Annotated in this window: 17 protein-coding genes and 1 riboswitch; of the genes, 7 read left to right on the forward strand and 10 right to left on the reverse strand. The window is 40.7% G+C overall.

Going from position 1 to position 23,493, the window contains the following annotated elements:
• Positions 1-23 precede the first annotated feature (23 nt).
• On the reverse strand, positions 24-1,976 hold the full coding sequence (locus E4T92_RS00150) for a recombinase (RefSeq protein WP_135093239.1): 1,953 nt from the start codon (positions 1,974-1,976) through the stop codon (positions 24-26).
• Between the two features lie 358 nt (positions 1,977-2,334).
• On the opposite strand from E4T92_RS00150, the gene E4T92_RS00155 reads away from it, so the two are divergent.
• Positions 2,335-5,205: a YadA-like family protein gene (locus E4T92_RS00155; protein ID WP_135093240.1), complete on the forward strand. Its 2,871-nt coding sequence runs from the start codon at positions 2,335-2,337 to the stop codon at positions 5,203-5,205.
• A gap of 92 nt (positions 5,206-5,297) precedes the next feature.
• Positions 5,298-6,434, forward strand: coding sequence for a DUF2827 family protein (locus tag E4T92_RS00160; protein ID WP_135092956.1), 1,137 nt, complete (start codon positions 5,298-5,300; stop codon positions 6,432-6,434).
• A 172-nt stretch (positions 6,435-6,606) separates the two neighbouring features.
• Here E4T92_RS00160 and fbpC read toward each other — a convergent pair whose 3' ends face one another.
• The 3 genes from fbpC to E4T92_RS00175 form a co-directional block, all read right to left on the reverse strand.
• On the reverse strand, positions 6,607-7,656 hold the full coding sequence (gene fbpC / locus E4T92_RS00165; protein WP_135092957.1) for a ferric ABC transporter ATP-binding protein: 1,050 nt from the start codon (positions 7,654-7,656) through the stop codon (positions 6,607-6,609).
• Between the two features lie 60 nt (positions 7,657-7,716).
• A complete protein-coding gene (locus E4T92_RS00170; protein WP_077543926.1) occupies positions 7,717-9,768 on the reverse strand; it encodes an iron ABC transporter permease in 2,052 nt (683 codons plus the stop codon).
• A 318-nt stretch (positions 9,769-10,086) separates the two neighbouring features.
• Complete coding sequence (locus E4T92_RS00175) at positions 10,087-11,127, reverse strand: ABC transporter substrate-binding protein (protein ID WP_077540468.1); 1,041 nt, start codon at positions 11,125-11,127, stop codon at positions 10,087-10,089.
• A 165-nt stretch (positions 11,128-11,292) separates the two neighbouring features.
• Between E4T92_RS00175 and udk the strand changes: the two genes are divergently transcribed.
• Genes udk through E4T92_RS00195 form a run of 4 tightly spaced genes read left to right on the forward strand, consistent with a single transcriptional unit; the run spans position 11,293 to position 14,896 of the window.
• Positions 11,293-11,934, forward strand: a complete 642-nt coding sequence (udk, locus tag E4T92_RS00180) for a uridine kinase (protein ID WP_077418073.1) — start codon at positions 11,293-11,295, stop codon at positions 11,932-11,934.
• 8 nt (positions 11,935-11,942) lie between these two features.
• Positions 11,943-12,527, forward strand: coding sequence for a dCTP deaminase (dcd, locus tag E4T92_RS00185; protein ID WP_077540466.1), 585 nt, complete (start codon positions 11,943-11,945; stop codon positions 12,525-12,527).
• Positions 12,528-13,718, forward strand: a complete 1,191-nt coding sequence (locus E4T92_RS00190) for a hypothetical protein (RefSeq protein ID WP_135092958.1) — start codon at positions 12,528-12,530, stop codon at positions 13,716-13,718.
• Positions 13,718-14,896: a sugar transporter gene (locus tag E4T92_RS00195; protein WP_135092959.1), complete on the forward strand. Its 1,179-nt coding sequence runs from the start codon at positions 13,718-13,720 to the stop codon at positions 14,894-14,896. The genes E4T92_RS00190 and E4T92_RS00195 overlap by 1 nt, the downstream gene beginning before the upstream one ends.
• A gap of 51 nt (positions 14,897-14,947) precedes the next feature.
• Here E4T92_RS00195 and E4T92_RS00200 read toward each other — a convergent pair whose 3' ends face one another.
• The 5 genes from E4T92_RS00200 to uvrD form a co-directional block, all read right to left on the reverse strand.
• Complete coding sequence (locus tag E4T92_RS00200; RefSeq protein WP_135092960.1) at positions 14,948-15,931, reverse strand: peptide ABC transporter ATP-binding protein; 984 nt, start codon at positions 15,929-15,931, stop codon at positions 14,948-14,950.
• 3 nt (positions 15,932-15,934) lie between these two features.
• Positions 15,935-16,930, reverse strand: a complete 996-nt coding sequence (dppD, locus tag E4T92_RS00205) for a dipeptide ABC transporter ATP-binding protein (RefSeq protein WP_135092961.1) — start codon at positions 16,928-16,930, stop codon at positions 15,935-15,937.
• Positions 16,931-16,938: 8 nt separating this feature from the next.
• Positions 16,939-17,826, reverse strand: a complete 888-nt coding sequence (locus E4T92_RS00210; protein WP_135092962.1) for an ABC transporter permease subunit — start codon at positions 17,824-17,826, stop codon at positions 16,939-16,941.
• 14 nt (positions 17,827-17,840) lie between these two features.
• Entirely contained in the window at positions 17,841-18,842 is a 1,002-nt protein-coding gene (locus tag E4T92_RS00215; RefSeq protein ID WP_167753967.1) for an ABC transporter permease subunit, read from the reverse strand.
• Between the two features lie 206 nt (positions 18,843-19,048).
• On the reverse strand, positions 19,049-21,229 hold the full coding sequence (uvrD, locus tag E4T92_RS00220; protein WP_135092963.1) for a DNA helicase II: 2,181 nt from the start codon (positions 21,227-21,229) through the stop codon (positions 19,049-19,051).
• A 120-nt stretch (positions 21,230-21,349) separates the two neighbouring features.
• A riboswitch (TPP riboswitch) is annotated at positions 21,350-21,438 on the forward strand.
• Positions 21,439-21,483: 45 nt separating this feature from the next.
• Here uvrD and E4T92_RS00225 point away from each other — a divergent pair.
• Positions 21,484-22,524 (forward strand): ABC transporter substrate-binding protein, encoded by a 1,041-nt coding sequence (locus E4T92_RS00225; RefSeq protein WP_135092964.1) that lies wholly within the window; start codon positions 21,484-21,486, stop codon positions 22,522-22,524.
• Between the two features lie 66 nt (positions 22,525-22,590).
• On the opposite strand, the gene fdhD is transcribed toward E4T92_RS00225, so the two are convergent.
• Positions 22,591-23,403, reverse strand: a complete 813-nt coding sequence (gene fdhD, locus E4T92_RS00230; protein WP_135092965.1) for a formate dehydrogenase accessory sulfurtransferase FdhD — start codon at positions 23,401-23,403, stop codon at positions 22,591-22,593.
• Between the last annotated feature and the right edge of the window lie 90 nt (positions 23,404-23,493).

A 23,493-nucleotide genomic window follows, 5' to 3' on the forward strand; every position in this document is an offset into this window, starting at 1 on the left:
TATAGGACAAGTTATGAATTTCCTTATTTTTCAAGCTGAAGAGGAAAGAATAAACTCAATGGGCGTTGTTTGACAATACGCCCAACTTCTCGCCAAATTGCCCACCAACTGTCAATTTCAGTATTGAGTGAACGCAATGCAAGCCAAAGGGTTAAGGAAAAACTCACAATCAAATTAACTAATCCAATCAATAGTACAAAGGCAATACATTGTAATAAAAACACAAAATCAAAATATCCACTTACAGCGATATAACCGACATTGGCCGAGGAAAAGGCAACATGGCGGATATCAAGGGGTAAACCACTCACATAGCCCACAACCCCCGTTAAGCCAAGTAATAGACCAAAACAAAGGTTTCCCATAATAGAGCCATAGTTTTCGTGCAGATAATCTGCCAATTTTTCTTGATATTTGAAAGGGAGCACTTTTCTCAAACCAGGGTGCTGACGTAAACGCATCCGTGTATTCAAATAATGACTACGATTATCAAAATAGCCTGAAATGATTCCTGAGCAAAATAACCATACACCGGCAATAGCCGCAAACCACAACGTACCGGCAAAAGGGTCAATGCTATGTAGCTGATAATCAATTTGCTCTTGATTCAGTAAAACTTGCCCCGTTTGGTGCTGATATATAAATGCAATCAATGCCGCCAAACTCATCGCAACGACCACATTACCGACAACCGCAATACTTTGCGAGCGGAATACATCCACTAGCAGTTGAGCCAACTTCATATTCAAGGCTTTACCTTGTGGGTTACGCTCCACGGCTTCAGCAAAGCGGGCAGCGGTCATTGCAGGTTGTTTTGTTGCAACGGTGAAATGCAACATAAAAATTAATGTAAAACCCAGACCATAATTTAGCCCTTCAGCAATCCCCTTCCAGACTTTATCATCAATCACACTTCCCAAATAGATTTTGAAAAGTGCCATTAATGCAATTAGTACGCCTCCACCGGCGGCAGAATAAAACATTGAAACATACTCTTTTTTATCTCGTGTGATGTAATGCTCGCCATGATCACTCGAATTTTGCGTGATACTGCGTGCAATCAGCTTTGAACTTTGTTTCCACAAACGAGAAATACTATGTTGATCCGCTGCTGCTCTAGCAAAACAACCTGTCAATAATAAAATACGGCGTGGTAAATAACGATTGGAAGCAAAAATTGCCATCAGTTTTTCTAACCGTTCAAGAGTCTGAGAAAGCCGTTCTAATAAATAAGCCACATTAAGTGAAGAACCAACCTGTGCACCACGTTTTTGTAGTCGTTCGATTAACCCTTTACATTGTTCAAACATCACTTGGAAATGGCTATCATCAAAAATATTTCCCTGACGGCGCGCGAATAGCCAATCTCCCACTTCACGATTCAGCGCAACAAAAGGAGAATCTGCATTCAGTAATGAGGGCTCCATACGCATTAATTCCGGCTCCATATCTTCAGCCGCAATCCAAATTGAAAGCATTTCTATAGCAAACAGCCCCTCATTTTGAAAATGAGTTTGTAAACGGTGGCGATCTTTTTCAACCAATTGACGTGCTAGCACCCCAACAATTGCCCGCCATTCCCTTAATGGAATCGCATCAATCCAATGCACATCATTTTTATCATTAAATAATAAATAAAAAATATCACGCAAATCATTTACATCTTTAAAAGAAGGATTAAAACGTTCATAAAGACGACTCTTCATTTCACGCCCAAATCCTTCACGTGACAAAATACCACTACTGATAAAAAGTGGGTACAAACGCAAACTGCATACCCAATTACATAATAATGCCGCCACCAAACCGGCAAGTTCTTTATCTTGTTTTAAAATACGTCTGATTAAACGGATATGAGGGACAATCTGATATACTCGGCTTTCCCGTAAAAGTTGGCACCAACCTTCGATCAAGCCAAAAGCATCATTTTCAGCCACTTTCTGACGAATAAATTGTGGCAGAGTTTCCGGTTTTATCGTTAGTTTCAAAGAATCCTCCTCTATTTTTTATAAAAGCGCGCCATTATACAGAGAGAACAGAGAAAGGGAAAAGAAGAAAAGTGCGGTCAATTTACCACTTAAATAGATCATGTTTATCAAAAAAATTGCTCATTTTTATTAACTTTATCCGCAGGTAGTATATAAACACTTTCTTGCAATTTTTACTCATATTCTCTCCGTTTTTTCCCATTGTAAAAATAATTCCAAACAGATAGAATCCGATCCCAACTTTACATTAACTTGGTATTAGGTACTTACACTGGGATAAATACTATATTTATATGTTAAGTTACTTGTAAACCCATTCTTCCACTCTAAATACTAGGAGAGTTTTATGAATAAAATTTTTAAGGTTATTTTCAATCATGTTTCTCAAACTTGGGTCGTGGTATCCGAGTTGAGCCGTGCAACAGGAAAAACCAAATCATCAACAAATCAACCGGTCTCAACCAAGAATAAAATTTCTGTTTCAGCGACATTAGTACTAATGTTAGCCAGTGCTAATGCACTGGCTGCAGTTCAAATTGGTTCGACGACTGGCGATACAATAAGTGGAAGCGGGGCAACATCTGCAGGTGGTAGTATTGCTATTGGTAATGGTGCTAACGCTCCTATCAGTAATAATGAACCTTCTATTGCAATCGGTTCAAATGCTAATGCAAATGGTAGAAACGTTGTTTCCATCGGAACCAATTCTTTTGCAGGTCGAGGAGGAAGCGTAGCCATTGGTAATGAAGCTATAGCCAGTCAGAATAATGACTTTGATTATGCAGGGAATTCCTATGCTAATCATGGCGTAGCCATAGGGCAATCGGCAAAAGCGGATGCAGATGGAGCCGTCGCATTAGGGCGTAGTACTCAGGCAATTCATGCCCGAGGTGTTGCATTAGGTTCTGATTCTGTAACAGATGCAATAAATCAGGTTTCAGTCGGGAATGATACGCTTAAACGTAAAATAGTGAACGTAGGAAATGCCGTATTAAGTACCTCTTCAACTGAAGCTGTAACCGGCCAACAGCTCTATGCCACCAATACCGCCGTAAGTACAGCCCAATCTACGGCTAATGCCGCTTCAACAGCAGCAGTGGCAGCACAAACAACTGCTAATAACGCTTCAACGGCTGCATCGGCTGCACAAACAACTGCTAATGCTGCTTCAACTGCAGCAGTGGCTGCACAAACAACCGCTAATAACGCTTCAACGGCAGCAGCGGCTGCACAGTCAACCGCCGATAAGGCTCAGAGTACAGTAAGTGCTGTGTCAACTGCAGTAAATAACAAAGCAGATTCCGGTCGAGCATTTACCTTTAGTGTAGAAAACTCTTCTGCAGAGCTAAGCAATAAGTCCGGTAATGCGGATCAATGGACCTTATCAAATGATGATTCTTTAACTTTTGGTGCAACTACTGATCTTAGCGTGACAACTGATGGCTCCGGAAAAATTATTTATGGCTTATCTTCTACTGCAAAAGCCGCTGTTTCTGCGGCAAGTACAGCTGCTCAAACTGTTAGTGATAATCTAGCTAAAATTGAAACTGCCGCATCAGCTGCAACCAGTGCTGCCTCAGCTGCTGCAAGCTCTGCAACCAAAGCGGACTCTTCTGCAACCGTAGCATCAAATTCAGCGTCTGCCGCTGAAAGCTCTGCAACTAAAGCAGATTCTTCTGCCACTGCAGCATCAAACTCAGCGTCTGCCGCTGAAAGCTCCGCAAGCAAAGCAGACTCTTCTGCCACTGCAGCATCAAACTCAGCGTCTACCTCTGAAAGCTCCGCAAGCAAAGCAGACTCTTCTGCCACTGCAGCATCAAACTCAGCGTCTGCCGCTGAAAGCTCAGCAAGCAAAGCAGACTCTTCTGCCACTGCAGCATCAAACTCAGCGTCTGCAGCTGAAAGCTCCGCAAGCAAAGCGGATTCTTCTGCCACTGCAGCATCAAATTCTGCTTCTGCGGCTGAAAGCTCTGCAAGCAAAGCAGACTCTTCTGCAACCGCAGCATCAAACTCGGCGTCTGCTGCTGAAAGCTCTGCAAGCAAGGCTGACTCTTCTGCCACGGTAGCATCAAACTCAGCGTCTGCCGCTGAAAGCTCTGCAAGCAACGCAGCTTCATCCGCAACTGCTGCCGATAGTTCAGCAAGTAACGCAGCATCATCTGCTACTGCTGCTGATAGTTCAGCAAATAATGCTGCTTCATCTGCAACCGCTGCTGATAGTTCCGCAAGTAACGCAGCTTCATCTGCAACCGCTGCCAATAGTTCAGCAAATAATGCGGCTTCATCCGCAAGCGCTGCCAATAGTTCCGCAAATAATGCTGCTTCATCTGCAACCGCTGCTGATAGTTCAGCAAATAACGCAGCTTCATCTGCTACTGCAGCCGATAGCTCCGCAAGTAATGCAGCTTCATCTGCAACTGCTGCCGATAGTTCTGCAAATAATGCAGCATCTTCTGCGAATGCAGCAAGTAGCTCTGCTACTGAAGCAAATGCTGCTGCAAGCAGTGCAAGCTCTTCATTGCAGAAAATTGAAGATTCCGGTTTGATCAGTGAAGATGGTAAAACTTCTTTCGGTGCTGATAATTCTGATAATGATGCAAGTGCTAAGGCTACAGGCAAAAACTCAACAGCTTTAGGTTATGGTGCTGAAGCTACCGCAGAAAATACGACAGCAGTAGGTAATAAAGCGAAAGCAACAGGATCAAATGCGACTGCAACCGGTCAAAATTCAAAAGCAACGGCAAATAAATCAACCGCACTTGGTCAGAATGCTCAAGCGACTGCAGAAAATTCTGTGGCACTAGGAGCGGATTCTGTAGCAAATGAACCAAATACGGTTTCGGTGGGCAGTGAAGGTAAAGAGCGCCGAATCACGAATGTTGCGCCGGGTGTAAAAGGTACAGATGCGGTCAATATGAATCAACTTAACCAAGTGAAGGGGGATGTTGAATCCGTTCGTAAAGATCTGAGAAAAACAGATAAAAAATTACGTGGCGGTATCGCAGGAGCAACAGCCATTGCTAATATTCCACAAGTCACTCAAGCAGGTTCAAATGTTGTGGGTATTGGAGTGGGTAACTACAATGGTCAAAGTGCAGTAGCGGTCGGTTACTCTAAATTAAGTGATAACAACAAAGTTATCTTTAAAATGAGTGGTGCTGCGACAACACAAGGCGACTTTAATGTAGGTGCCGGCATAGGCTACCAATGGAAATAAGCTAGTCTTAAATCACTCAGACACTTGCTGTCTGAGTGATTTTTTATGGACTTAAGAAAAATAAAGCTCTTTTTGTATCTGATTAACTTCGTATGCGTAAATATAAAATTGGTATAACTTTTAATTTAGAAAGCAAAGTCACTGATATTTGGGCAAATGGTGCCAATCAAAATATTATCCATTTGTTTCATTTATTTCAGCACTCCACAATTATTGAAGATGTTGTGTTAGTTTCTTGGGGACCGGAAAAACGAACAGAGCCTCCCGCCGGTTTTATGTTAGATGACTTAAATCTTAAATTTGCCTATATTGAAGATGTCATTGATGAATTAGATGTGCTTATAGAGGGAACACTGACTATTGAGCCACACCAACGTGATCGTATGCATAAACACGGTGGAAAAGTTGTAACCTATAAAATAGGTAACGATTTTATTATGGACATGGAATATTTCTTATTTGATAAGCCCGCCGGTCGAACGTTTAACGGTACAACTTTTGATAGTGTTTGGCTAATTCCACAACATGAAAATACTTGTCGATCTTATTTTTCCATCATGTACTCTAGCCCGGCTTACGTTGTTCCTGCTATTTGGTCACCAATATTTTGCGATAAGGTAATAGAAAGGCTCAAAAATCAGCACCAATTATCTTTTGGTTATCGTCCAAATCAGAATATATCAAAGCGGATAGCCTGTTTTGAGGCGAATATTAATGTGGTTAAAACAAGTTTTACGCCTATTCTCATTTGTGAGCAGGCATACCGTACTTCACCGGAAAAAATTAAACATTTTTATGCTTGCAATACCTACGATAAAAAAGATAATCCGACATTTTTTAATTTTATTGGGCGTACCCGTATTGTTAAGGATAATGTGATGACAGTTGAAAGCCGCTATCAAATGCCCGATTTTCTAACCCGTTATGTTGATGTGGTGCTAAGCCATCAATGGGAAAATGGGCTTAACTATGCTTATAATGATGCACTTTATGGCGGTTATCCTTTTATTCATAATTCTAAACTTTTACCTAAAGGAGTTGGTTATTATTATGATCAATTTGATGCGTTTGAAGGTGCAAAAGTGTTATTAGATGTCATTGACAACCACGATCAGCATCACGAAGAATATGTTAAACGAGCCAAAGAATATCTAGATTCATTGTTGCCAACCAATCCTGTCAATATTTATTTATATGAAAAAGAAATTAAGCGTTTATTTGAACAGTAAAAGGGGAAGCATACTGTAGGTATCCGAATTTTAACGTATTGAAATAATTTAATTTTATAACGGACACACGCAGTGTGTCCCTACCTGTCGTTAAAATTTCTATTTTTGTGCATTTGCGACATAATATCGAAAATTCATATTGTTTTTTAACCGCACTTGTTTGATATACACCCTACTCTTTTTTCAATAGGAAGATCCCTTGTTCTGCGAGATTGATATAAGCTTGTTTAAGATCCGCCTCAAAATCTTCCGGTTTACAATTCACCAGTAATTCTTTTCCTGCCCAAATCGCGACCACTTCCCAATGATTGCCCATATAGACCGCACTTTTAATCTCACAACGTTGATTATCTGAGCCTTCATTACTTAGATAAACCGCTTCGGGACGAATCCCCACCAAACATTCTCCATCAGCCAAACCAAATTGTGCCGTATTAGAAAGGGGGATTTGATAACCATTAATATCCACCGTATCATTTTGTAATTTTCCCTCAAAAATACTGGACTCGCCCATAAAATTCGCCAAAAACAAGGAATTCGGACGAAGATAAAGCTCTTTTGCCGGTGCTTTTTGCATAATTTTACCTTTATGCATCACAATAACTTCATCAGATACGGCAAAGGCTTCGGTTTGATCATGAGTAACATATAAGGACGTGATACCCAATCGTTGTTGTAATTCACGAATTTTTTCACGCATAGAACGGCGAAGGTTCGCATCTAAGTTGCTCAATGGCTCGTCAAATAACAAAACTTTTGGTTTCAGAACTAAAGCACGGGCTAACGCCACACGTTGTTGTTGCCCACCGGAAATTTGATCGACAAATCGTTCTTCAAAACCGGCTAAATCCACCAATTCAAGGGCTTCCTTGACCCGCTGAGCGCGTTCTTGTTTGCCCACACCTTGCATTTTTAAGCCGTAACCCACGTTATCGCCAATACTCATATGCGGAAATAAAGCATAAGATTGGAACACAATACAAATATCACGGTTTTGAATAGACGATTTCGTTACATCTTCACCGTCAATAAAAATTTGACCACTTGTGGGATTTTCCAACCCCGCCACCAATCTTAATACTGTTGTTTTGCCACAACCGGATGGCCCAAGCAAGGTCACCATTGTGCCACATTTAATGGTTAAATCTAAATTATCAATTACGACAGCCTTACCAAATGCTTTGGTGATATTTTTCAATACTAAAAAATCGTTGTTCATCATTACTACCTTTTAAAAACTATTTATTTTTATACCGCACTTTTATAGATGTTCAGACGGTGCTTAATTCATTTTTTTCGCTTTGGATCGGCTAATGCGGGTATCCCCCACAAGCCAGTCAAAAAATAGAATAATCGCCATCATGACAACAATGAGAATCGAACCGTAGGCAATCGCCACACCATATTCACCGTCCTCGACTCTATTTAAAATATAAGATGTCGCAACACGAGTATCGGCCGTGACAAGAAAGACGATGGCACTCACTGTTGTCATAGAGCGGACAAAACTGGTGACTAATGCAGATAATAATGCCGGTTTAAGCAATGGCAACACGATAAACACAAGGGTTTTAAATGAACTTCCCTTAAGCGAAAGCGAAGCTTCATCAAGGGATTTATCCAACTGCCCTAGCCCTGCAATCGCAGCACGCATCCCCACCGGCATATTACGCATGACCATAGACAGAATAATGATTAATCCCGTCCCTGTGATATAAATCGGTGCGTTATTAAAAGCAAGGATATAAGACACCCCCGCAACCGTCCCCGGTACGGCAAAGCAAAGTAAGGTGAGAAATTCTAACGTCTTCTTCCCTTTAAAATCACGACGCACCGTAATGTAGGCAATCAATAGCCCAAAGAGTGCCGTAATTGGCGCCGCGGCAGCGGAAAATAAGACGGTTTGGATAAGAGACGGCCAAGCCCCATCGCTAAAACCTTGACCAAATAGCGCAAGATAATGTTTGAAGGTTAATGTGTAATCTACGCCCCAGTTAGCGGTAAAACTGCCGTAGAAAATGCTGCCGTAGAGAACCACATTGAATAACACCCAAAAACCTAAAATCAGCATAATGGCGTATTTCATTAGATTAGGCAGATCCTGCACATCACCACGATAGGATTTACCAGAAACCGTCACGTACGAGCGATTACCTATCCATACATACTGGATCACGAAAATGGATAGCGAGAAAATAAGCAATAAACTCCCCAGTGTACTGGCTGATGCATAATCAAGTTGTGAGCCTGCAATAAAGAAGTAAATTTGTGAGGAAATGACATCAAAACTACCGCCAAGTACCAACGGCGTACTAAAATCCGCTAAAGATTGAATGGCAACCACAAGGAATGAGTTACCCAGTGCCGGTTTCAATAGTGGGAAAATGATATTGAAAAAGGTTTGATAGCGGTTTGCACGCAAGGTATATGAAGCTTCTTCAATGGAAGGGTGAACAGATTTGAGCGCCCCCTCCAAAATCATAAAAGACATGGGTGTCAATGCCAGTGTATGAGCAATGACAATCCCTGTAAAACCGTATAACCAGTTGTTATTAAAGCCAAGATACTCTACTAAAAATTGGGTAACGTAGCCTGAACGTCCAAGCATTAACGTTACCCCCAATCCGACCACAAATGGCGGGGTGACAATGGGTAAAATGGAGAAAATTTTACCGATAAAAGCGGTACGTTTGGCGATACGTGTCGTATAAAGGGCAAAAATTAAACCAAATAGCGTTGCCAAAATACCAATCGTTGCCGCCACACTCAATGAATTGAAAATGATGCGAATAATATAGGGCTGTTCAAGGATTGTTAAGAATTGGGTTGGAACAAATTCCGAACCGTCATAAAACATAGAAATAAAAATTGCCAAGGTAGGATAGACAATAAAGAAGAAAATCATCAATACAATACTGATAAGTGAAGCGATGATAAATTTATCACCTTGCATTATTTTCATTTTTGCCAGAGCATTCGTTGCCATGGCAATCAATGACACCAGCAAAATAAAAATTGAATAACCTAAACTCATTTTAGCGAGTGTTGCAGAGATAAAGATAAATGTAACAATTGTACAAATCAGCAGAAATTCAAATAATCCTTGTTGGCGAGCCTTCTGCCTGAAAAAATGCGAGATAACAGGAATCAGCAATAATGTACCGAACCAAAACCAACTAAGATTAGGAGCCATCCATCCCATCGCTTCCAGCAGTTCCTCTGGAGTTGATTCAGCGATGCCATAATAAAGTGCCGTAGAAGGCAAACAAACGAACCCCATTAGGGCAATAGCAATCCAAAACCAATTGCTTTCAAAAAGCGCCTGCTTTCTCATTAATACCTCCGCAAGGCTATTTAGCGTTTTCTGTAGTGTATACGAGAGACTCACGCCACAAATTCATCTCATATTTATAAAACAAGATCAAAGTGCGGTCAAAAATTGATAATTTTCCAGTATTCTGCAGCAGTTACACAAATCTGTTTTCTGGTTAGCTAGCTTGTAGGGATACACTGCGTGTGTCCGAATTTTAACATATTGAAATGATTTGATTTTATAGTGGGCACACGCAGTGTGTCCCTACATGTCGTTGAAATATCTATTTTTGTGCATTTGCTACATCATACCGTAATTTTCAACCGCACTTTCAGAATATTATTTCGCTAATTTAATCTCTTGAACCCATTTTTCAATAAGACGTTTACGTTCTTCTGTCGCACCATATTTTTCAAAGTCGTAATTGATTAAATTGAGTTTGGTCGGATCAAATGCTACCGGAGATTGCTCAGCTGTGGTATTGGTTAAAATCTGCAAAGATTCCCCTTTCTTCCAAGCCAGCTCCTGTCCTTCTTTCGAAAGTGCCCAATCTATAAATAATTTGGCATTATCAAGATTTCGAGCGCCTTTAAGGATACTCACTCCGCCTAATTCATAACCCGTTCCTTCACAAGGTACGATTAATTCTAATGGTGCGCCTTGCTGTTTTTCTAGTGCATAATCGTGTAAAAAACCAATGCCAATTGCGGTTTCAGCCCGTGCTGCATTGCGTGATGGTGCAATGCCGGATTTGGTGTATTGTGATACGTTTGGATGTAATTGTTTAAAGAAATCAAAGGCTTTATCTTCTCCCCAAAGTTGTACAAAGGTCGCGATGGCAGTATAAGCCGTACCGGAACTTTGCGGATCGGCTATTTGAATTTCACCTTTTAAATTTGGATCCGTTAAATCTTTCCAACATTTCGGGACTTCTTTAATACCTAGTTTAGCAAGACGCTCGGTATTCACCCCAAAACCTAAAATCCCCATATAAATGGCGGAGACATAATGACCTTTCGTTTTTGCCGGATCACGGAACGATTCAACAATTTCATCAATATACTTAGACTTATAGGGCTCAATCAACCCTAATTCTGCCGCTTGCGCTTGCGGATCAAAGGTACCGCCAAACCACACATCCGCTTGCGGATTATTTTTTTCCGCCTCGACTTTTGCAAAGGTACTGCCCGAACCATTGCGGATAAACGACGTTTTAACATCATATTTTTCACCAAAAGCCTTTGTGGTGGTTTCACATAAAATATTCGTGGCACTACAATACACCACTAATCGACCTTTTGCATTTACAGCTGAAGATATCATTAAACCGCCCGCTAAAAGTGCGGTTGAAATAGAAAGAGAAATTTTATTGAATGTCATAATCAACTCCTATCTGAAGAAAAACGCCAAAATACTACGTGAAAACGAAGAAGAATACCGTGACTCTCCTCACAATTTTGCGAATTGATGGCATAAAATAAAGGTGAAATTGACCGCACTTTTCTTTATAATTCAGGCAATTTTATCAGCCTCTAGGTTATATTTATGCCAGATTCATCTTGTATCATCATTGCTATCACCGGCGCCTCTGCCTCAGGAAAAAGTTCTATTGCCTCTACTGTTCACAAAGAACTCTGTAACGAATTAGGTTGTCAGCAAATCGGTATTATTGCAGAAGATAGTTACTATAAAGACCAAAGCCATTTAGAAATGAGCGAGCGCGTAAAAACCAATTATGACCACCCTAACTCGATGGATCGTGATTTACTCATTCAACATTTAAAAGATTTAAAAGCCAATAAAGCGGTGGATATTCCCGTCTATAGCTATGTAGAGCATACTCGAACCGCTGAAACCACGCACTTCACCCCTAAACGCATCGTTATTTTAGAAGGTATTTTATTACTCACCGATGAACGAGTACGCCAATTAGCGGATATTTCCGTTTTTGTGGATACCCCGTTGGATATTTGTTTTATCCGTCGCTTGCAACGTGATATGGAAGAACGCGGTCGCTCACTACAATCCGTTATTGATCAATACCGTTCAACGGTACGTCCAATGTTCTTACAATTTATTGAACCGTCTAAACAATACGCCGATATTGTCATTCCTCGTGGTGGTAAAAACCGCATTGCGATCAATATGTTAAAAGCTCAAATTCTTCATTTATTAAACCAAAAATAGGAGAAATTATGCGTCTTTGTGATACCGATATTGAACGCTATCTTGATGATGGCATTATTTCTTTAACCCCTCGTCCCGCTAATGACAAAATTAACGGTGCAACTATTGATGTACGTCTGGGTAATTCTTTTCGGGTATTTCGTGAACATTCTGCACCTTATATTGATTTAAGCGGGCCGAAAGAAGAAGTCTCGGCACAATTAGAATCGGTCATGAGTGATGAAATTATCATTCCTGATGATGAAGCTTTTTTTCTACACCCCGGCGTATTGGCTTTGGCAACCACTTTAGAATCAGTCAAATTACCGGCGAATATCATTGGCTGGCTAGATGGGCGGTCTTCCCTTGCTCGTTTGGGATTAATGGTACACGTCACCGCTCACCGTATTGATCCGGGTTGGGAAGGCAAAATCGTGCTGGAGTTTTACAATTCCGGTAAATTGCCTTTAGCCTTACGCCCGAATATGGTGATCGGTGCACTCAGTTTTGAAGTGTTAAGCGGGGAGGCTGCACGCCCTTATAATCGCCGTAAAGATGCGAAATATCGAAATCAACAAAATGCCGTGGCAAGTCGCATTGATGAGGATAAATAAATGAAAAAGATCGCAATAAGCCTGTTGATCGTGCTTGTTGCGATCTTTGCTTTTTTTTACATCCAACTTCAACAAGCTAAAACACAACTCACCGAGCAATTAGCCCAACGCAATATTCAAGTAAAATCCCTTGAGTTTAATCTCTTTCCTCAACCTTATTTTTCTATTGAGCAACTCAACTATCATGAGATTTCCCTCAAACAAATTGAGGGAAAATTGGCATTTTTACCCTTAATTCTCGGCGATCCAAAACTTGAACAGCTCGCTATAACGCAAGCAAAAGTAGGGGAAAAAAGCCTCAATTCTGCCAAAATAACCATGTATTTTTCAGATTTTTCACTGAAAAAATTATTGGCAAAAAGTATTTCTTTTAATGGGGAAAATCGAATCTCAATTGAACTTGAAAAACCGATTTACGGTAGAAATACCACCTTTAATCTTGCTTTTAATAAAGGAAAGATTGCCCTAAATCAAGGCAACGAATCTTTACTCCAATTTGATGGTGTCTCTTTAAATGGGCAGCCATTGGACTATATCGAGGTACACAGTGATTTTTCTAAACCACAAAAAATACTGGCTGCCTATATGAAGCCCTACTGTACTACCGATTGTTTAGCGATACTAAAATTCAACAGCCTTGCACAAAAAAGTGCGGTCAAATTTTCCGGTAAAAATTTCCCAATGGAACGCTTACTCACCTTATTGAGCTTTCCTAATACCATGACGGGTACGACTGATTTTAATGTCCAACTTACCTTTTTCAATTCAGAATTAACACAAGGAAAATTTGATTTTAATGCACGGGATGGCGAGCTTTTGGGGCTAAATTTACTTGACCTCGCCACACAGTATTTTCCAATTAATTACAATGATGAACTTTTACAAGGGAAAAGTATGAATACTGCCTACCAAACCTTTATCTCATCATTGAACCTCGAAAATAATTTATTAACTGTCAATAAAATCAGCCTAAAAACAGCCGCACTTTTAGGCGAGGGTAATGGGGCGATTGATTTGCATACCATGCAATGCGATATTAATCTCAACCTTTCTGCAACGAATGAAAAATACCAAAACCTTAAACTGCCTATTCGCTTTTTTGATAGTTGTTATTCTCCCCAGTATAAACTGGAAATAAATAAAGATTTTCGGAAACAATTAAAACATCTCATTAAAGAGAAATTAAAATAATGTCCTTTTACCAGCAAGCTGAAAAAATCCAAACTTGGCGAGTCATCATCATGGCTTGTGCCGCATTTATTTTCAACACAACAGAATTTGTGCCGGTTGCATTACTGACAGATATTGCTCAAAGCTTTGATATGCAAACCGCTGAAACCGGGCTAATGATGACAGTCTATGCATGGACTGTACTAGTGATGTCTTTACCGGCAATGTTGGCGACAGGAAAAATGGAACGGAAAAGTTTACTCATTAAACTTTTTGTGATTTTTATTATCGGGCATATCCTCTCTGTGATTGCATGGAACTTTTGGGTATTGCTGATTGCCCGTATGTGTATTGCATTGGCTCATTCTATTTTTTGGTCCATTACTGCCTCTCTCGTGATGAGAATCGCCCCCAAAAATAAAAAAACGCAAGCGCTCGGTATGTTAGCAATTGGTTCGTCCCTTGCCACAATTTTAGGCCTACCTCTCGGACGTTTAATTGGTCAGCTTGTCGGCTGGCGGGTCACTTTCGGCATTATAGCTCTCCTAGCACTATTGGCGATGTTCTTAATTATTCGGCTTTTACCTCGTCTCCCAAGTAAGAATGCCGGCTCACTTGCCAGTTTACCCGTTCTCGCCAAACGCCCATTGTTAATCGGACTTTATCTCACAACGGCACTCATTATTTCAGCACATTTTACCGCCTATACCTATATTGAACCTTTTATGATTCAAATTGGACAACTAGCACCAAATCTTACCACGATAATCCTCCTTGTATTTGGCTTGTCAGGCATTAGTGCCAGCTTACTGTTTAATCGGTTATACCGCTTTAACCCAAAAAAATTTATTCTCAGTGCAATGGGATTATTCATTGTCTCACTCACACTTTTGCTCGGTTCAACCCACTATACAGCTACAATATTTTCCCTTGCTTTTATTTGGGGAATCGGTATTTCCTGTATCGGTTTGGCACTACAAATGCAGGTGCTGAAACTTGCTCCCAATGCCACTGATGTCGCCACCGCCATTTATTCCGGTATATTTAATGCGGGAATCGGTGCCGGTGCGCTATTAGGCAGTCAAATCATGAATTATGTGGGATTGGAATACATCGGATTGAGTGGTGCAATATTGGGGATTATCGGGTTAACAATTTTTCTTGTTTTCCAATTTCGCTATCCGCAGAAAAATATTTAAAAAAATAACCGCACTTTAATCAAAGTGCGGTAGTTTCCCTTGTTATTTTTATTAATCAACGTGAAAACAAGCAATCAGCCTACCATCTGAATAAGAAGATAATATTGGTTTTTCTTCACGACATTTTTCTGTTGCTTTCCAACAACGGGGGTTAAAAGCACAGCCTTTTGGTGGGTTAATCGGGCTTGGCAATTCTCCACTTAATTTAATACGTTCACGGCGTAAATGAGGGGAGAGACGTGGCGTAGCCGAAAGCAGTGCTTGTGTATAAGGATGTTGCGGATTAGAAAAAATTTGATCTGTAGTGCCTTTTTCCACACAACGCCCCAAATACATCACCATGACTTCATCGGCAATATGTTCCACCACTGAAAGATCGTGAGAAATAAATACATAAGACAGACCAAATTCATCTTGTAAATCCATCATAAGATTTAACACTTGCGCGCGCACCGAAACATCAAGGGCAGACACCGGTTCATCTGCTACGACAATATCCGGCTCTAACATTAAACCGCGCGCGATGGCAATGCGTTGGCGTTGCCCACCGGAAAACATATGAGGATAACGATCGTAAAATTCCGGACGTAATCCCACTTTTTCCATAATAGAAAGTACTTTTGCTTTACGCTCTTGAGCAGAAAGTTTGGTATTGATGACTAACGGTTCTTCCAAAATTGAACCGATTTTCTTACGCGGGTTCAACGAGGCATAAGGATTTTGAAAAACAATTTGAATTTTCTTACGGCGTAAGGCTTTGGTTTCCGAATTATTCTCTAAAAAATTCTGTCCGTTGTAATACAATTCCCCCTCTGTGGGCTGCTCAATCATCGCAAGCAAACGCCCCAACGTGGATTTACCACAACCTGATTCTCCCACCACGGCAAGGGTTTTCCCTCGCTCTAGTTGGAAAGAAACGCCATCTAAGGCCTTCACCAGCTGAGGTTTGGCAAAGAAGCCTTTTTTAACCGGATAATATTTTTTTAACCCTATCGCATTCAGTAAAGGGGCATTCTCTTTGATATGATTTGTCATTGATTATTCTCCTTTACGCCATTTAATTGGTTCACCATTAGTATTCAGTGCTGTATGGCATTTCACTTTACGATCACCAATGTGATGTAATTCCGGTTCAACTTGTCGGCAGTATTCCGTTGCATAAGGGCAACGAGGATTTAATAAACATCCACCTGACCGGTCATAACGCCCTGGAACAACACCCGGTAACGACTGCAAGCGTGATTTGCCTTCTGCAAATTCAGGTAAAGATCGCAATAATGCTTGCGTATAAGGATGTTTGGGTTCGCGGAAAATATCTTCAGCCCGCCCTTCTTCGACTACCTGACCGGCATACATCACCACAATTCGATGTGCTGCTTCGGCAACAAGTGCAAGATCGTGGGTAATTAAGATTAACGACATACATTCCTTTTTCTGTAAATCGAGTAATAAATCCACAATTTGCGCTTGAATCGTCACATCTAATGCTGTAGTCGGCTCATCGGCAATCAATAGCTTTGGTTTACAGGCAATTGCCATTGCAATCATCACCCGTTGGCTCATTCCGCCCGAAAGTTGATGAGGATAAACATCAATACGGGATTCCGGATCGGGAATACCAACCAAACGTAATAATTCCAAAGTGCGTTCACGACGTGATTGTTTTGAACCACCTTCGTGGACTTTTAGCGCTTCCATAATTTGAAACCCCACGGTATAGGCAGGGTTCAGGCTGGTCATCGGATCTTGGAAAATCATCGCTACATCCGCACCAATGAGAGAGCGTTTATCTTTAGCACTCAGTGTTAATAAATCTTTATCCTCAAATATTAAAGACTCTGCCGAGACTTTCCCTGGATAATCAATTAACCCCATAATGGCGAGAGAACTGACGGATTTACCAGAACCTGATTCACCAACAATGCCTAACACTTCGCCTTGTTCCACTTGGTAACTCACCCGATCTACCGCTTTAAAGGCAGTGTTTTTCTCACCGAAATGAACTGAAAGTTCTTTTACTTCTAATAATGCCATTCTCACCCCTATTGTTTGAGTTTTGGATCGAGGGCATCACGTAAACCGTCACCCATTAAATTAAATGCCAATACCAAGGATAAAATCACTAAACCCGGAATCGTCACAAGCCAATTCGCCGCCTGCATAAAACTACGGGCTTCTGAAAGCATAGTACCGAGTTCAGGTGTTGGAGGCTTCGCACCAATACCAAGGAAACCAAGGGTAGCAAGTTCTAAAATGGCATTAGAAATTCCCATCGTCATTTGCACAATAAGTGGAGCTAAACAATTAGGCAAAATCACAATAAACATCAGACGTAAAATGCCAGCTCCTGCCACTTTAGATGAGGTCACATAATCACGATTTTTTTCATTCATCACTGCCGCACGGGTTAACCGGACATAACTTGGAATGGAAACCACCGCAATGGCCAACGTCGCATTCACTAGAGAAGGTTCAAGAATTGAAACCACAACAATCGTCAGTAGTAAATTTGGAATAGCGAGCATAATATCAATTAAGCGCACAATAACTGTATCCAATGCCCCTCCATAGTAACCGGCCACCAAGCCTAAACTTGTGCCTAATAAACAAGAAAGGAGTACGATGATGAATCCAGCAAAAACTGAAATTCTCGTCCCATAAATAATGCGGGAGAGAATATCACGGCCGATATCATCAGTGCCCAGTAAATAAGCCGCATTCCCCCCCTCATACCAAGCAGGCGGTAATAATAAAGCCGTGCGATTTTGCTCAGCGGGATCAAAAGGCGCAATGTAGGGAGCCAATAGGCTGATTAACGCCACAATTAAAATAAAAATTAACCCGATAAGCGCCCCTCGATTTTGTCTAAAATAGAACCAAAATTCTTGTAGAGGTGTTCTAGGCGCTAACATTGAAATCCTGTCTGTCATTCTTTCTCCTACAATTAATGACGAATACGCGGGTTCACCACGCCATAAAGTAAATCAATGGTTAAATTCACCACAATAATAATCGTGGCAATAATTAAAACAGAGCCTTGTAGCACCGGATAATCACGTGCATGAATCGCATCAATGATCCATTTCCCTATACCAGGCCATGAGAAAATGGTTTCCGTTAATACCGCACCGGAAAGCAGTTGACCAACAATTAATCCCACCACGGTCACGACCGGAATCAATGCATTACGCAAAGCATGTACCATCACAATACGAGTATAACTTAGCCCCTTCGCTTTCGCCGTGCGAATATAATCTTCGCCTAGCACTTCCAACATAGCAGAACGGGTCATTCGTGTAATAATGGCGAGCGGTATTGTGCCTAATACAATGGCAGGCAAAATCAAGGATTTCACTGCATTTTCAAAAGCACCCGGTACACCGGAAAGCCAAGTATCAATCAGCATAAAACCTGTTGGTGTGTCTATCCAAAAATCGTTCTCTAAACGCCCCCCTTGTGGTAAACCCAAGGAAGGGGACACATATAAAATAAGGATTAAGCCCCACCAAAAAATCGGCATTGAATAGCCGGTTAATGACACGGTAGTCACAGTATGAGAGAGCCAGCTATCTTTTTTTACCGCGGCAATAGTACCCAGAATCACACCACCGAGTAGCGACCAAAATAGCGCAAAAAAAGCCAATTCAGCCGTCGCGGGGAAAAGGGTAAAAAACTCGGTAAGAACAGGCTGTTGGGTTCGAAATGATGCACCAAAATCCCCTTGAAGCACATTACCGATATAGTTGAAATATTGCTGATATAAAGGGAGATCCAAGCCTAATTGGTGCATCATTTGCTGATGAACCTCAGGTGTTAACCCCCGTTCCCCCATCATAATCTCTACCGGATCACCAGGAATAAAATGCACGAGTGCAAAGGTCACAAAAGTAATAGCGATAAAAGTTGGAATCACCATTAAAATTCGTTTGAAGATAAATTTAAACATTCAATCACTCTGTAACAAAAAGGAAAAGTGCGGTCATTTTCACCGCACTTTTAGAATAAAGCCTTTAGACTCAAAATAAAATGCCTTTGGATTCTACCGCACTTTTTCTAATTTTTCCAAATCACCAATTGCTATTAATCATTCTTTTCCAGAATATACCAATTTTCATTGCTGAATCAAAACACCCTTTAATATAGGAATAAAATCTACCGAACTTTCTCCAATTTTGCCAAATGTGCGATTAACCACTTAATACCTTGTGCTTGGAACGCAATTTGTAACCTTGTATTATTGTCACTCCCCTCAACATTGATCACCGTTCCCAAACCAAATTTTGCATGTTTGACTTTTTGTCCCATTTTCCAACCGTTTTCACTTTCTATCGACTGTGCCAGCGATCCAACTTTGGCTAAATTCATTGCACGTGTCACCGTTCCCCGCAGTCGGATTTCTTGGATACATTCTTGTGGTAACTCAGCAATAAAACGGGAAGGCAAATGTCGCTCTTCTTTTGCGTATAAACGGCGGCTTTCCGCATAAGAAATCGTGAGTTTTTGCTTTGCTCTCGTGATCCCCACATAGGCCAAACGGCGTTCTTCCTCTAGTCGTCCCGGTTCTTCAAAAGAACGAAAACTCGGAAATAGTCCTTCCTCAACGCCCACCATAAATACCCGTGGAAATTCTAACCCTTTGGCCGAATGTAATGTCATCATTTCTACACAAGATTGATGAGGAGAAGCTTGTTCTTCTCCTGCTTCAAGGGACGCATGGGTTAAAAAGGCGGTAAGTTCCGTCATCTCATCAGCATCATCCGGTTTCACAAACTCACGAGTAGCGCTAACCAACTCTTCTAAGTTCTCTATCCGCACTTCACCCTTTTCACCTTTTTCCTGCTTATACATATCATACAAACCGGAATGTTTAATTACAAAATCAGTTTGGGCAAAAAGTGGCATTTCTGCAGTATCCAATGACAAGGAATTAATCAGCTCTTGGAAACGTAACAAAGCTGTGCTAGCACGACCTGTAAGCATATTTTCTTGTATCGCAACTTGTATCGCTTGCCATAAGGTGATTTGTCGCTCACGGGTTAGATTTCTCAAAATATCTAAGGTGCGATCACCAATGCCACGAGGTGGCGTATTGATCACACGCTCAAAAGCCGTATCATCTTGACGGTTATTAATTAAGCGTAAATAAGCCAACGCATCTTTAATTTCTTGGCGTTCAAAGAATCGCATACCCCCATAAATACGGTAAGGAATTTGACAACGGATTAGGGCTTCTTCAATCACTCGGGATTGGCTGTTGCTACGATAAAGCACCGCACAATCATCCAACTTCCCTCCATTTTCAACCCAATCTTGAATTTGAGATGACACAAATTTAGCTTCATCAAGTTCATTAAAGGCAGCGTAAATACCAACCGGCTCGCCCTTTTCCCCCTCTGTCCATAAATTCTTACCGAGACGATCCGCATTATTAGCGATTAATTCATTCGCACTATTTAGGATATTGGCAGTAGAACGATAATTTTGCTCAAGGCGTATGGTTTCCCCCTTGAAATCCTTAAGGAATCTTTGGATATTTTCAACCTGAGCACCACGCCAACCATAGATAGACTGGTCGTCATCACCCACTATCATGACTTTGCCGGTTTGTCCTGCAAAAATTTTGAGCCATTGGTATTGAATTTTGTTGGTATCTTGAAATTCATCCACCAAAATATGTTGAAAACGTTGTTGATAACGCTGCAAAATCAGCTGTTTTTTAGCAAATAATTCATAAGCACGAATTAACAATTCTGCAAAATCAACCAGACCTGCACGATCACAAGTATCTTGATAAATCTGATAAATTTTAATCCATTCACTCTCTTGACGATCATTAAAATCCTCAATTTCTTGCGGTCGTAAGCCTTCATCTTTTTTGTTATTGATATACCAACAAGCCTGTTTGGGCGGAAAGGCTTTTTCATCAAAATTATGTAATTTTAACAAACGTTTCACTAAACGAAGTTGGTCTTCCGAATCCAAAATTTGGAAATCCTGAGGCAATCCGACATCTAAATGATGAGCACGTAATAAGCGATGAGCAATGCTATGAAATGTACCAATCCACATACCAAATAAATTTGAGTTGGAATATTGGCTCAATGTAGTTTGAATACGGTGACGCATTTCCGCAGCGGCTTTATTGGTAAAAGTCACTGCCATAATGCTTCCTTCGGAAATATTTTCCACTGCCACCAACCAAGCAATACGATGGGTCAATACACGGGTTTTACCACTGCCCGCCCCTGCCAATACTAAATAATTACCAAGTGGTGCGGTCACCGCTTCACGCTGTTTATCATTCAAACCATCAAGTAATTCAGAAATATCCATAACATTATTTCATCTGTTTAAATTTACAGTTATTATAGACATTATTTTTTAATATCACAACGACAGCAACAATAAACAGATCCGACTTTACAAAAATAAGATTACAAATTATAGTTTTGGCTTGGTTAGTCGGGGTGCGAGAATCGCTGAGAAACACCCGTGAACCTGAAGCAGTTAGCACTGACGTAGGAAACTAATCTCTTCTTCCTCAAGGGCTGACTTACTTTTTCTTTATTCATTAAGTAAGGATGCATATGATTCCCTATACTCATTTAAAAAATGCCTTTAAATTAACCGCACTTTGTACATTATTAAATATTGGTCTGCCAAACACAGCTAAGGCACAAGGAAAGTTGGTTGTTTATTGTACGGTACAAAACACAACCTGTGAAAAGGTGACCCAAGCTTTCAGTAAAAAATATGATGTAAATACACAATTTGTCCGCAATAGTACCGGTACAGTACTAGGCAAACTCAAAGCGGAGAAAGACAATCCTCAAGCGGATGTTTGGTATGGCGGAACATTTGAACCCCACTTGCAAGCCCGAGATGCAGGTTTGCTTGAAACCTACCGTTCACCTGAGCAAAAAAATATTTTGCCTCAATTTAAAAACTTGGTGGAACAACGCGGTGATACCACTTCCATTATTTATTTAATGGATCTTGGCATTGGAATTAATGAGAAATCCCTTGCCGAAAAAAATATCGCCACACCGCAGTGTTACGCTGATTTATTAAAACCGGAATTTAAGGATTTGGTTCAATATCCTGATCCACGCGTATCCGGCACAGGATATAGCATTATCGCCACTCTTGTTGAGCTGATGGGCGAAGATAAGGCGTTTGATTATTTGAAAGCATTAAACAAAAACATCAACCAATACACTAAAAGCGGTATGGCGACCAGCAACCTTTCTACCGGTGCAACAACTGCCAATATTGGATTTATGCATGCTTATGTTCGGGAAAAAGACAAAGGTGCACCGGTTGCCGGTATTCTTCCTTGCGAAGGCGTTGGCTATACCTTGGGGGCGGCAAGTATTATTAAAAATGGGCGAAACTTAGAAAATGCCAAACTTTTTATGGATTTTGTACTTTCCGCAGAAGCTCAAGAAATTCCATGGCGTGAGGCAGAGGCTTATCAGCTTCCAACTAATATTTATGCTAAAGCCCATCCTAATCTGTCGAATCCAACAAAACTCAAACTCATTGATATTGATTTCATTCGATTTGGTTCTGATCAGGAAGCAAAACGTTTGATTGAGCGTTGGGTAAAAGAAGTGAAGGGAGAATAAAGATTCGACTTCCAAAAGGGCAAGATGGTTTCTTGCCTTTTTATAAAATCCCATAAAAATTCTCTCTCAGAAAATCAAGCGCTCTTCCCCATTATAGATATTTCCCTTACCTGTTCTGGCAAATCCAACCAAAGTCAGATGATGTCTTTTTGCCATATTAACCGCCAAATCCGTTGCCGCAGAAATCGCCACTAACATTTCCACCCCACAAGCAATCACTTTTTGCACCATTTCGTAGCTTGCCCGACTTGAGGTGAGTATCATTCCTGATGGCTTACCCGCACTAACATACCAGCCAATCAGTTTATCTAAGGCAACGTGGCGCCCCACATCTTCTCGAATGGCAAGTAAGTTACCTTGCAAATCAAAAAATGCACAGGCATGTGTTGCGCCAGTCTGTTTACCTAATTGTTGATTTTCCTGCAATATAGCAAGGCAATTATCTAGCAAACTAACATCAAACTGAAAAGTGCGGTCTAATTTAGGAAAATTTTTGTAAACCTGATTGAGTTGCTCCGCCCCGCAAATGCCGCATCCTGTACGTCCGGTAAGATTTCGTCGATGTTCTTTAAGTGCCATAAATTGACGACTGGAAAGCTCTATTTGCACTTCAATGCCGTTGCATACTTCTATTACATCAATTCCATAAATATCTAAAGGACTATCAATAATCCCCTCTGTTAAAGAAAACCCTAAGGCAAAATCCTCCAAATCTTGTGGAGAACACATCATCACCGCATGAGAAATACCGTTATAGACAAGCGAAACCGGAATTTCAACGGCAAGAAAATCATTTTTTGTTTCTAAAAGTGCGGTCGATTTGTCTGATATTTTTGTTTTTTTAAAAAACTTGATGGATTGCTCAATGCTACTATTCATTGATAGCCTACCTCTTCAGTTATGTAACAATAATGTTATTTTTTTGCTAACTTCGTGATCTAAATCACATCCTTTCAGGGATATAATGTA

The sequence above is a fragment of the Pasteurella sp. WM03 genome, from assembly GCF_004570945.1.
In the GTDB taxonomy this organism is placed as follows: Bacteria; Pseudomonadota; Gammaproteobacteria; order Enterobacterales; family Pasteurellaceae; genus Rodentibacter.

Bases quoted from the DNA above. Each gene is read 5' to 3' on its own strand.
- E4T92_RS00155 (WP_135093240.1), top strand. From the start codon at position 2,335: ATGAATAAAATTTTTAAGGTTATTTTCAATCATGTTTCTCAAACTTGG.
- E4T92_RS00160 (WP_135092956.1), top strand. From the start codon at position 5,298: ATGCGTAAATATAAAATTGGTATAACTTTTAATTTAGAAAGCAAAGTC.
- fbpC (WP_135092957.1), bottom strand. From the start codon at position 7,656: ATGATGAACAACGATTTTTTAGTATTGAAAAATATCACCAAAGCATTT.
- E4T92_RS00170 (WP_077543926.1), bottom strand. From the start codon at position 9,768: ATGAGAAAGCAGGCGCTTTTTGAAAGCAATTGGTTTTGGATTGCTATT.
- E4T92_RS00175 (WP_077540468.1), bottom strand. From the start codon at position 11,127: ATGACATTCAATAAAATTTCTCTTTCTATTTCAACCGCACTTTTAGCG.
- udk (WP_077418073.1), top strand. From the start codon at position 11,293: ATGCCAGATTCATCTTGTATCATCATTGCTATCACCGGCGCCTCTGCC.
- dcd (WP_077540466.1), top strand. From the start codon at position 11,943: ATGCGTCTTTGTGATACCGATATTGAACGCTATCTTGATGATGGCATT.
- E4T92_RS00190 (WP_135092958.1), top strand. From the start codon at position 12,528: ATGAAAAAGATCGCAATAAGCCTGTTGATCGTGCTTGTTGCGATCTTT.
- E4T92_RS00195 (WP_135092959.1), top strand. From the start codon at position 13,718: ATGTCCTTTTACCAGCAAGCTGAAAAAATCCAAACTTGGCGAGTCATC.
- E4T92_RS00200 (WP_135092960.1), bottom strand. From the start codon at position 15,931: ATGACAAATCATATCAAAGAGAATGCCCCTTTACTGAATGCGATAGGG.
- dppD (WP_135092961.1), bottom strand. From the start codon at position 16,930: ATGGCATTATTAGAAGTAAAAGAACTTTCAGTTCATTTCGGTGAGAAA.
- E4T92_RS00210 (WP_135092962.1), bottom strand. From the start codon at position 17,826: ATGACAGACAGGATTTCAATGTTAGCGCCTAGAACACCTCTACAAGAA.
- E4T92_RS00215 (WP_167753967.1), bottom strand. From the start codon at position 18,842: ATGTTTAAATTTATCTTCAAACGAATTTTAATGGTGATTCCAACTTTT.
- uvrD (WP_135092963.1), bottom strand. From the start codon at position 21,229: ATGGATATTTCTGAATTACTTGATGGTTTGAATGATAAACAGCGTGAA.
- E4T92_RS00225 (WP_135092964.1), top strand. From the start codon at position 21,484: ATGATTCCCTATACTCATTTAAAAAATGCCTTTAAATTAACCGCACTT.
- fdhD (WP_135092965.1), bottom strand. From the start codon at position 23,403: ATGAATAGTAGCATTGAGCAATCCATCAAGTTTTTTAAAAAAACAAAA.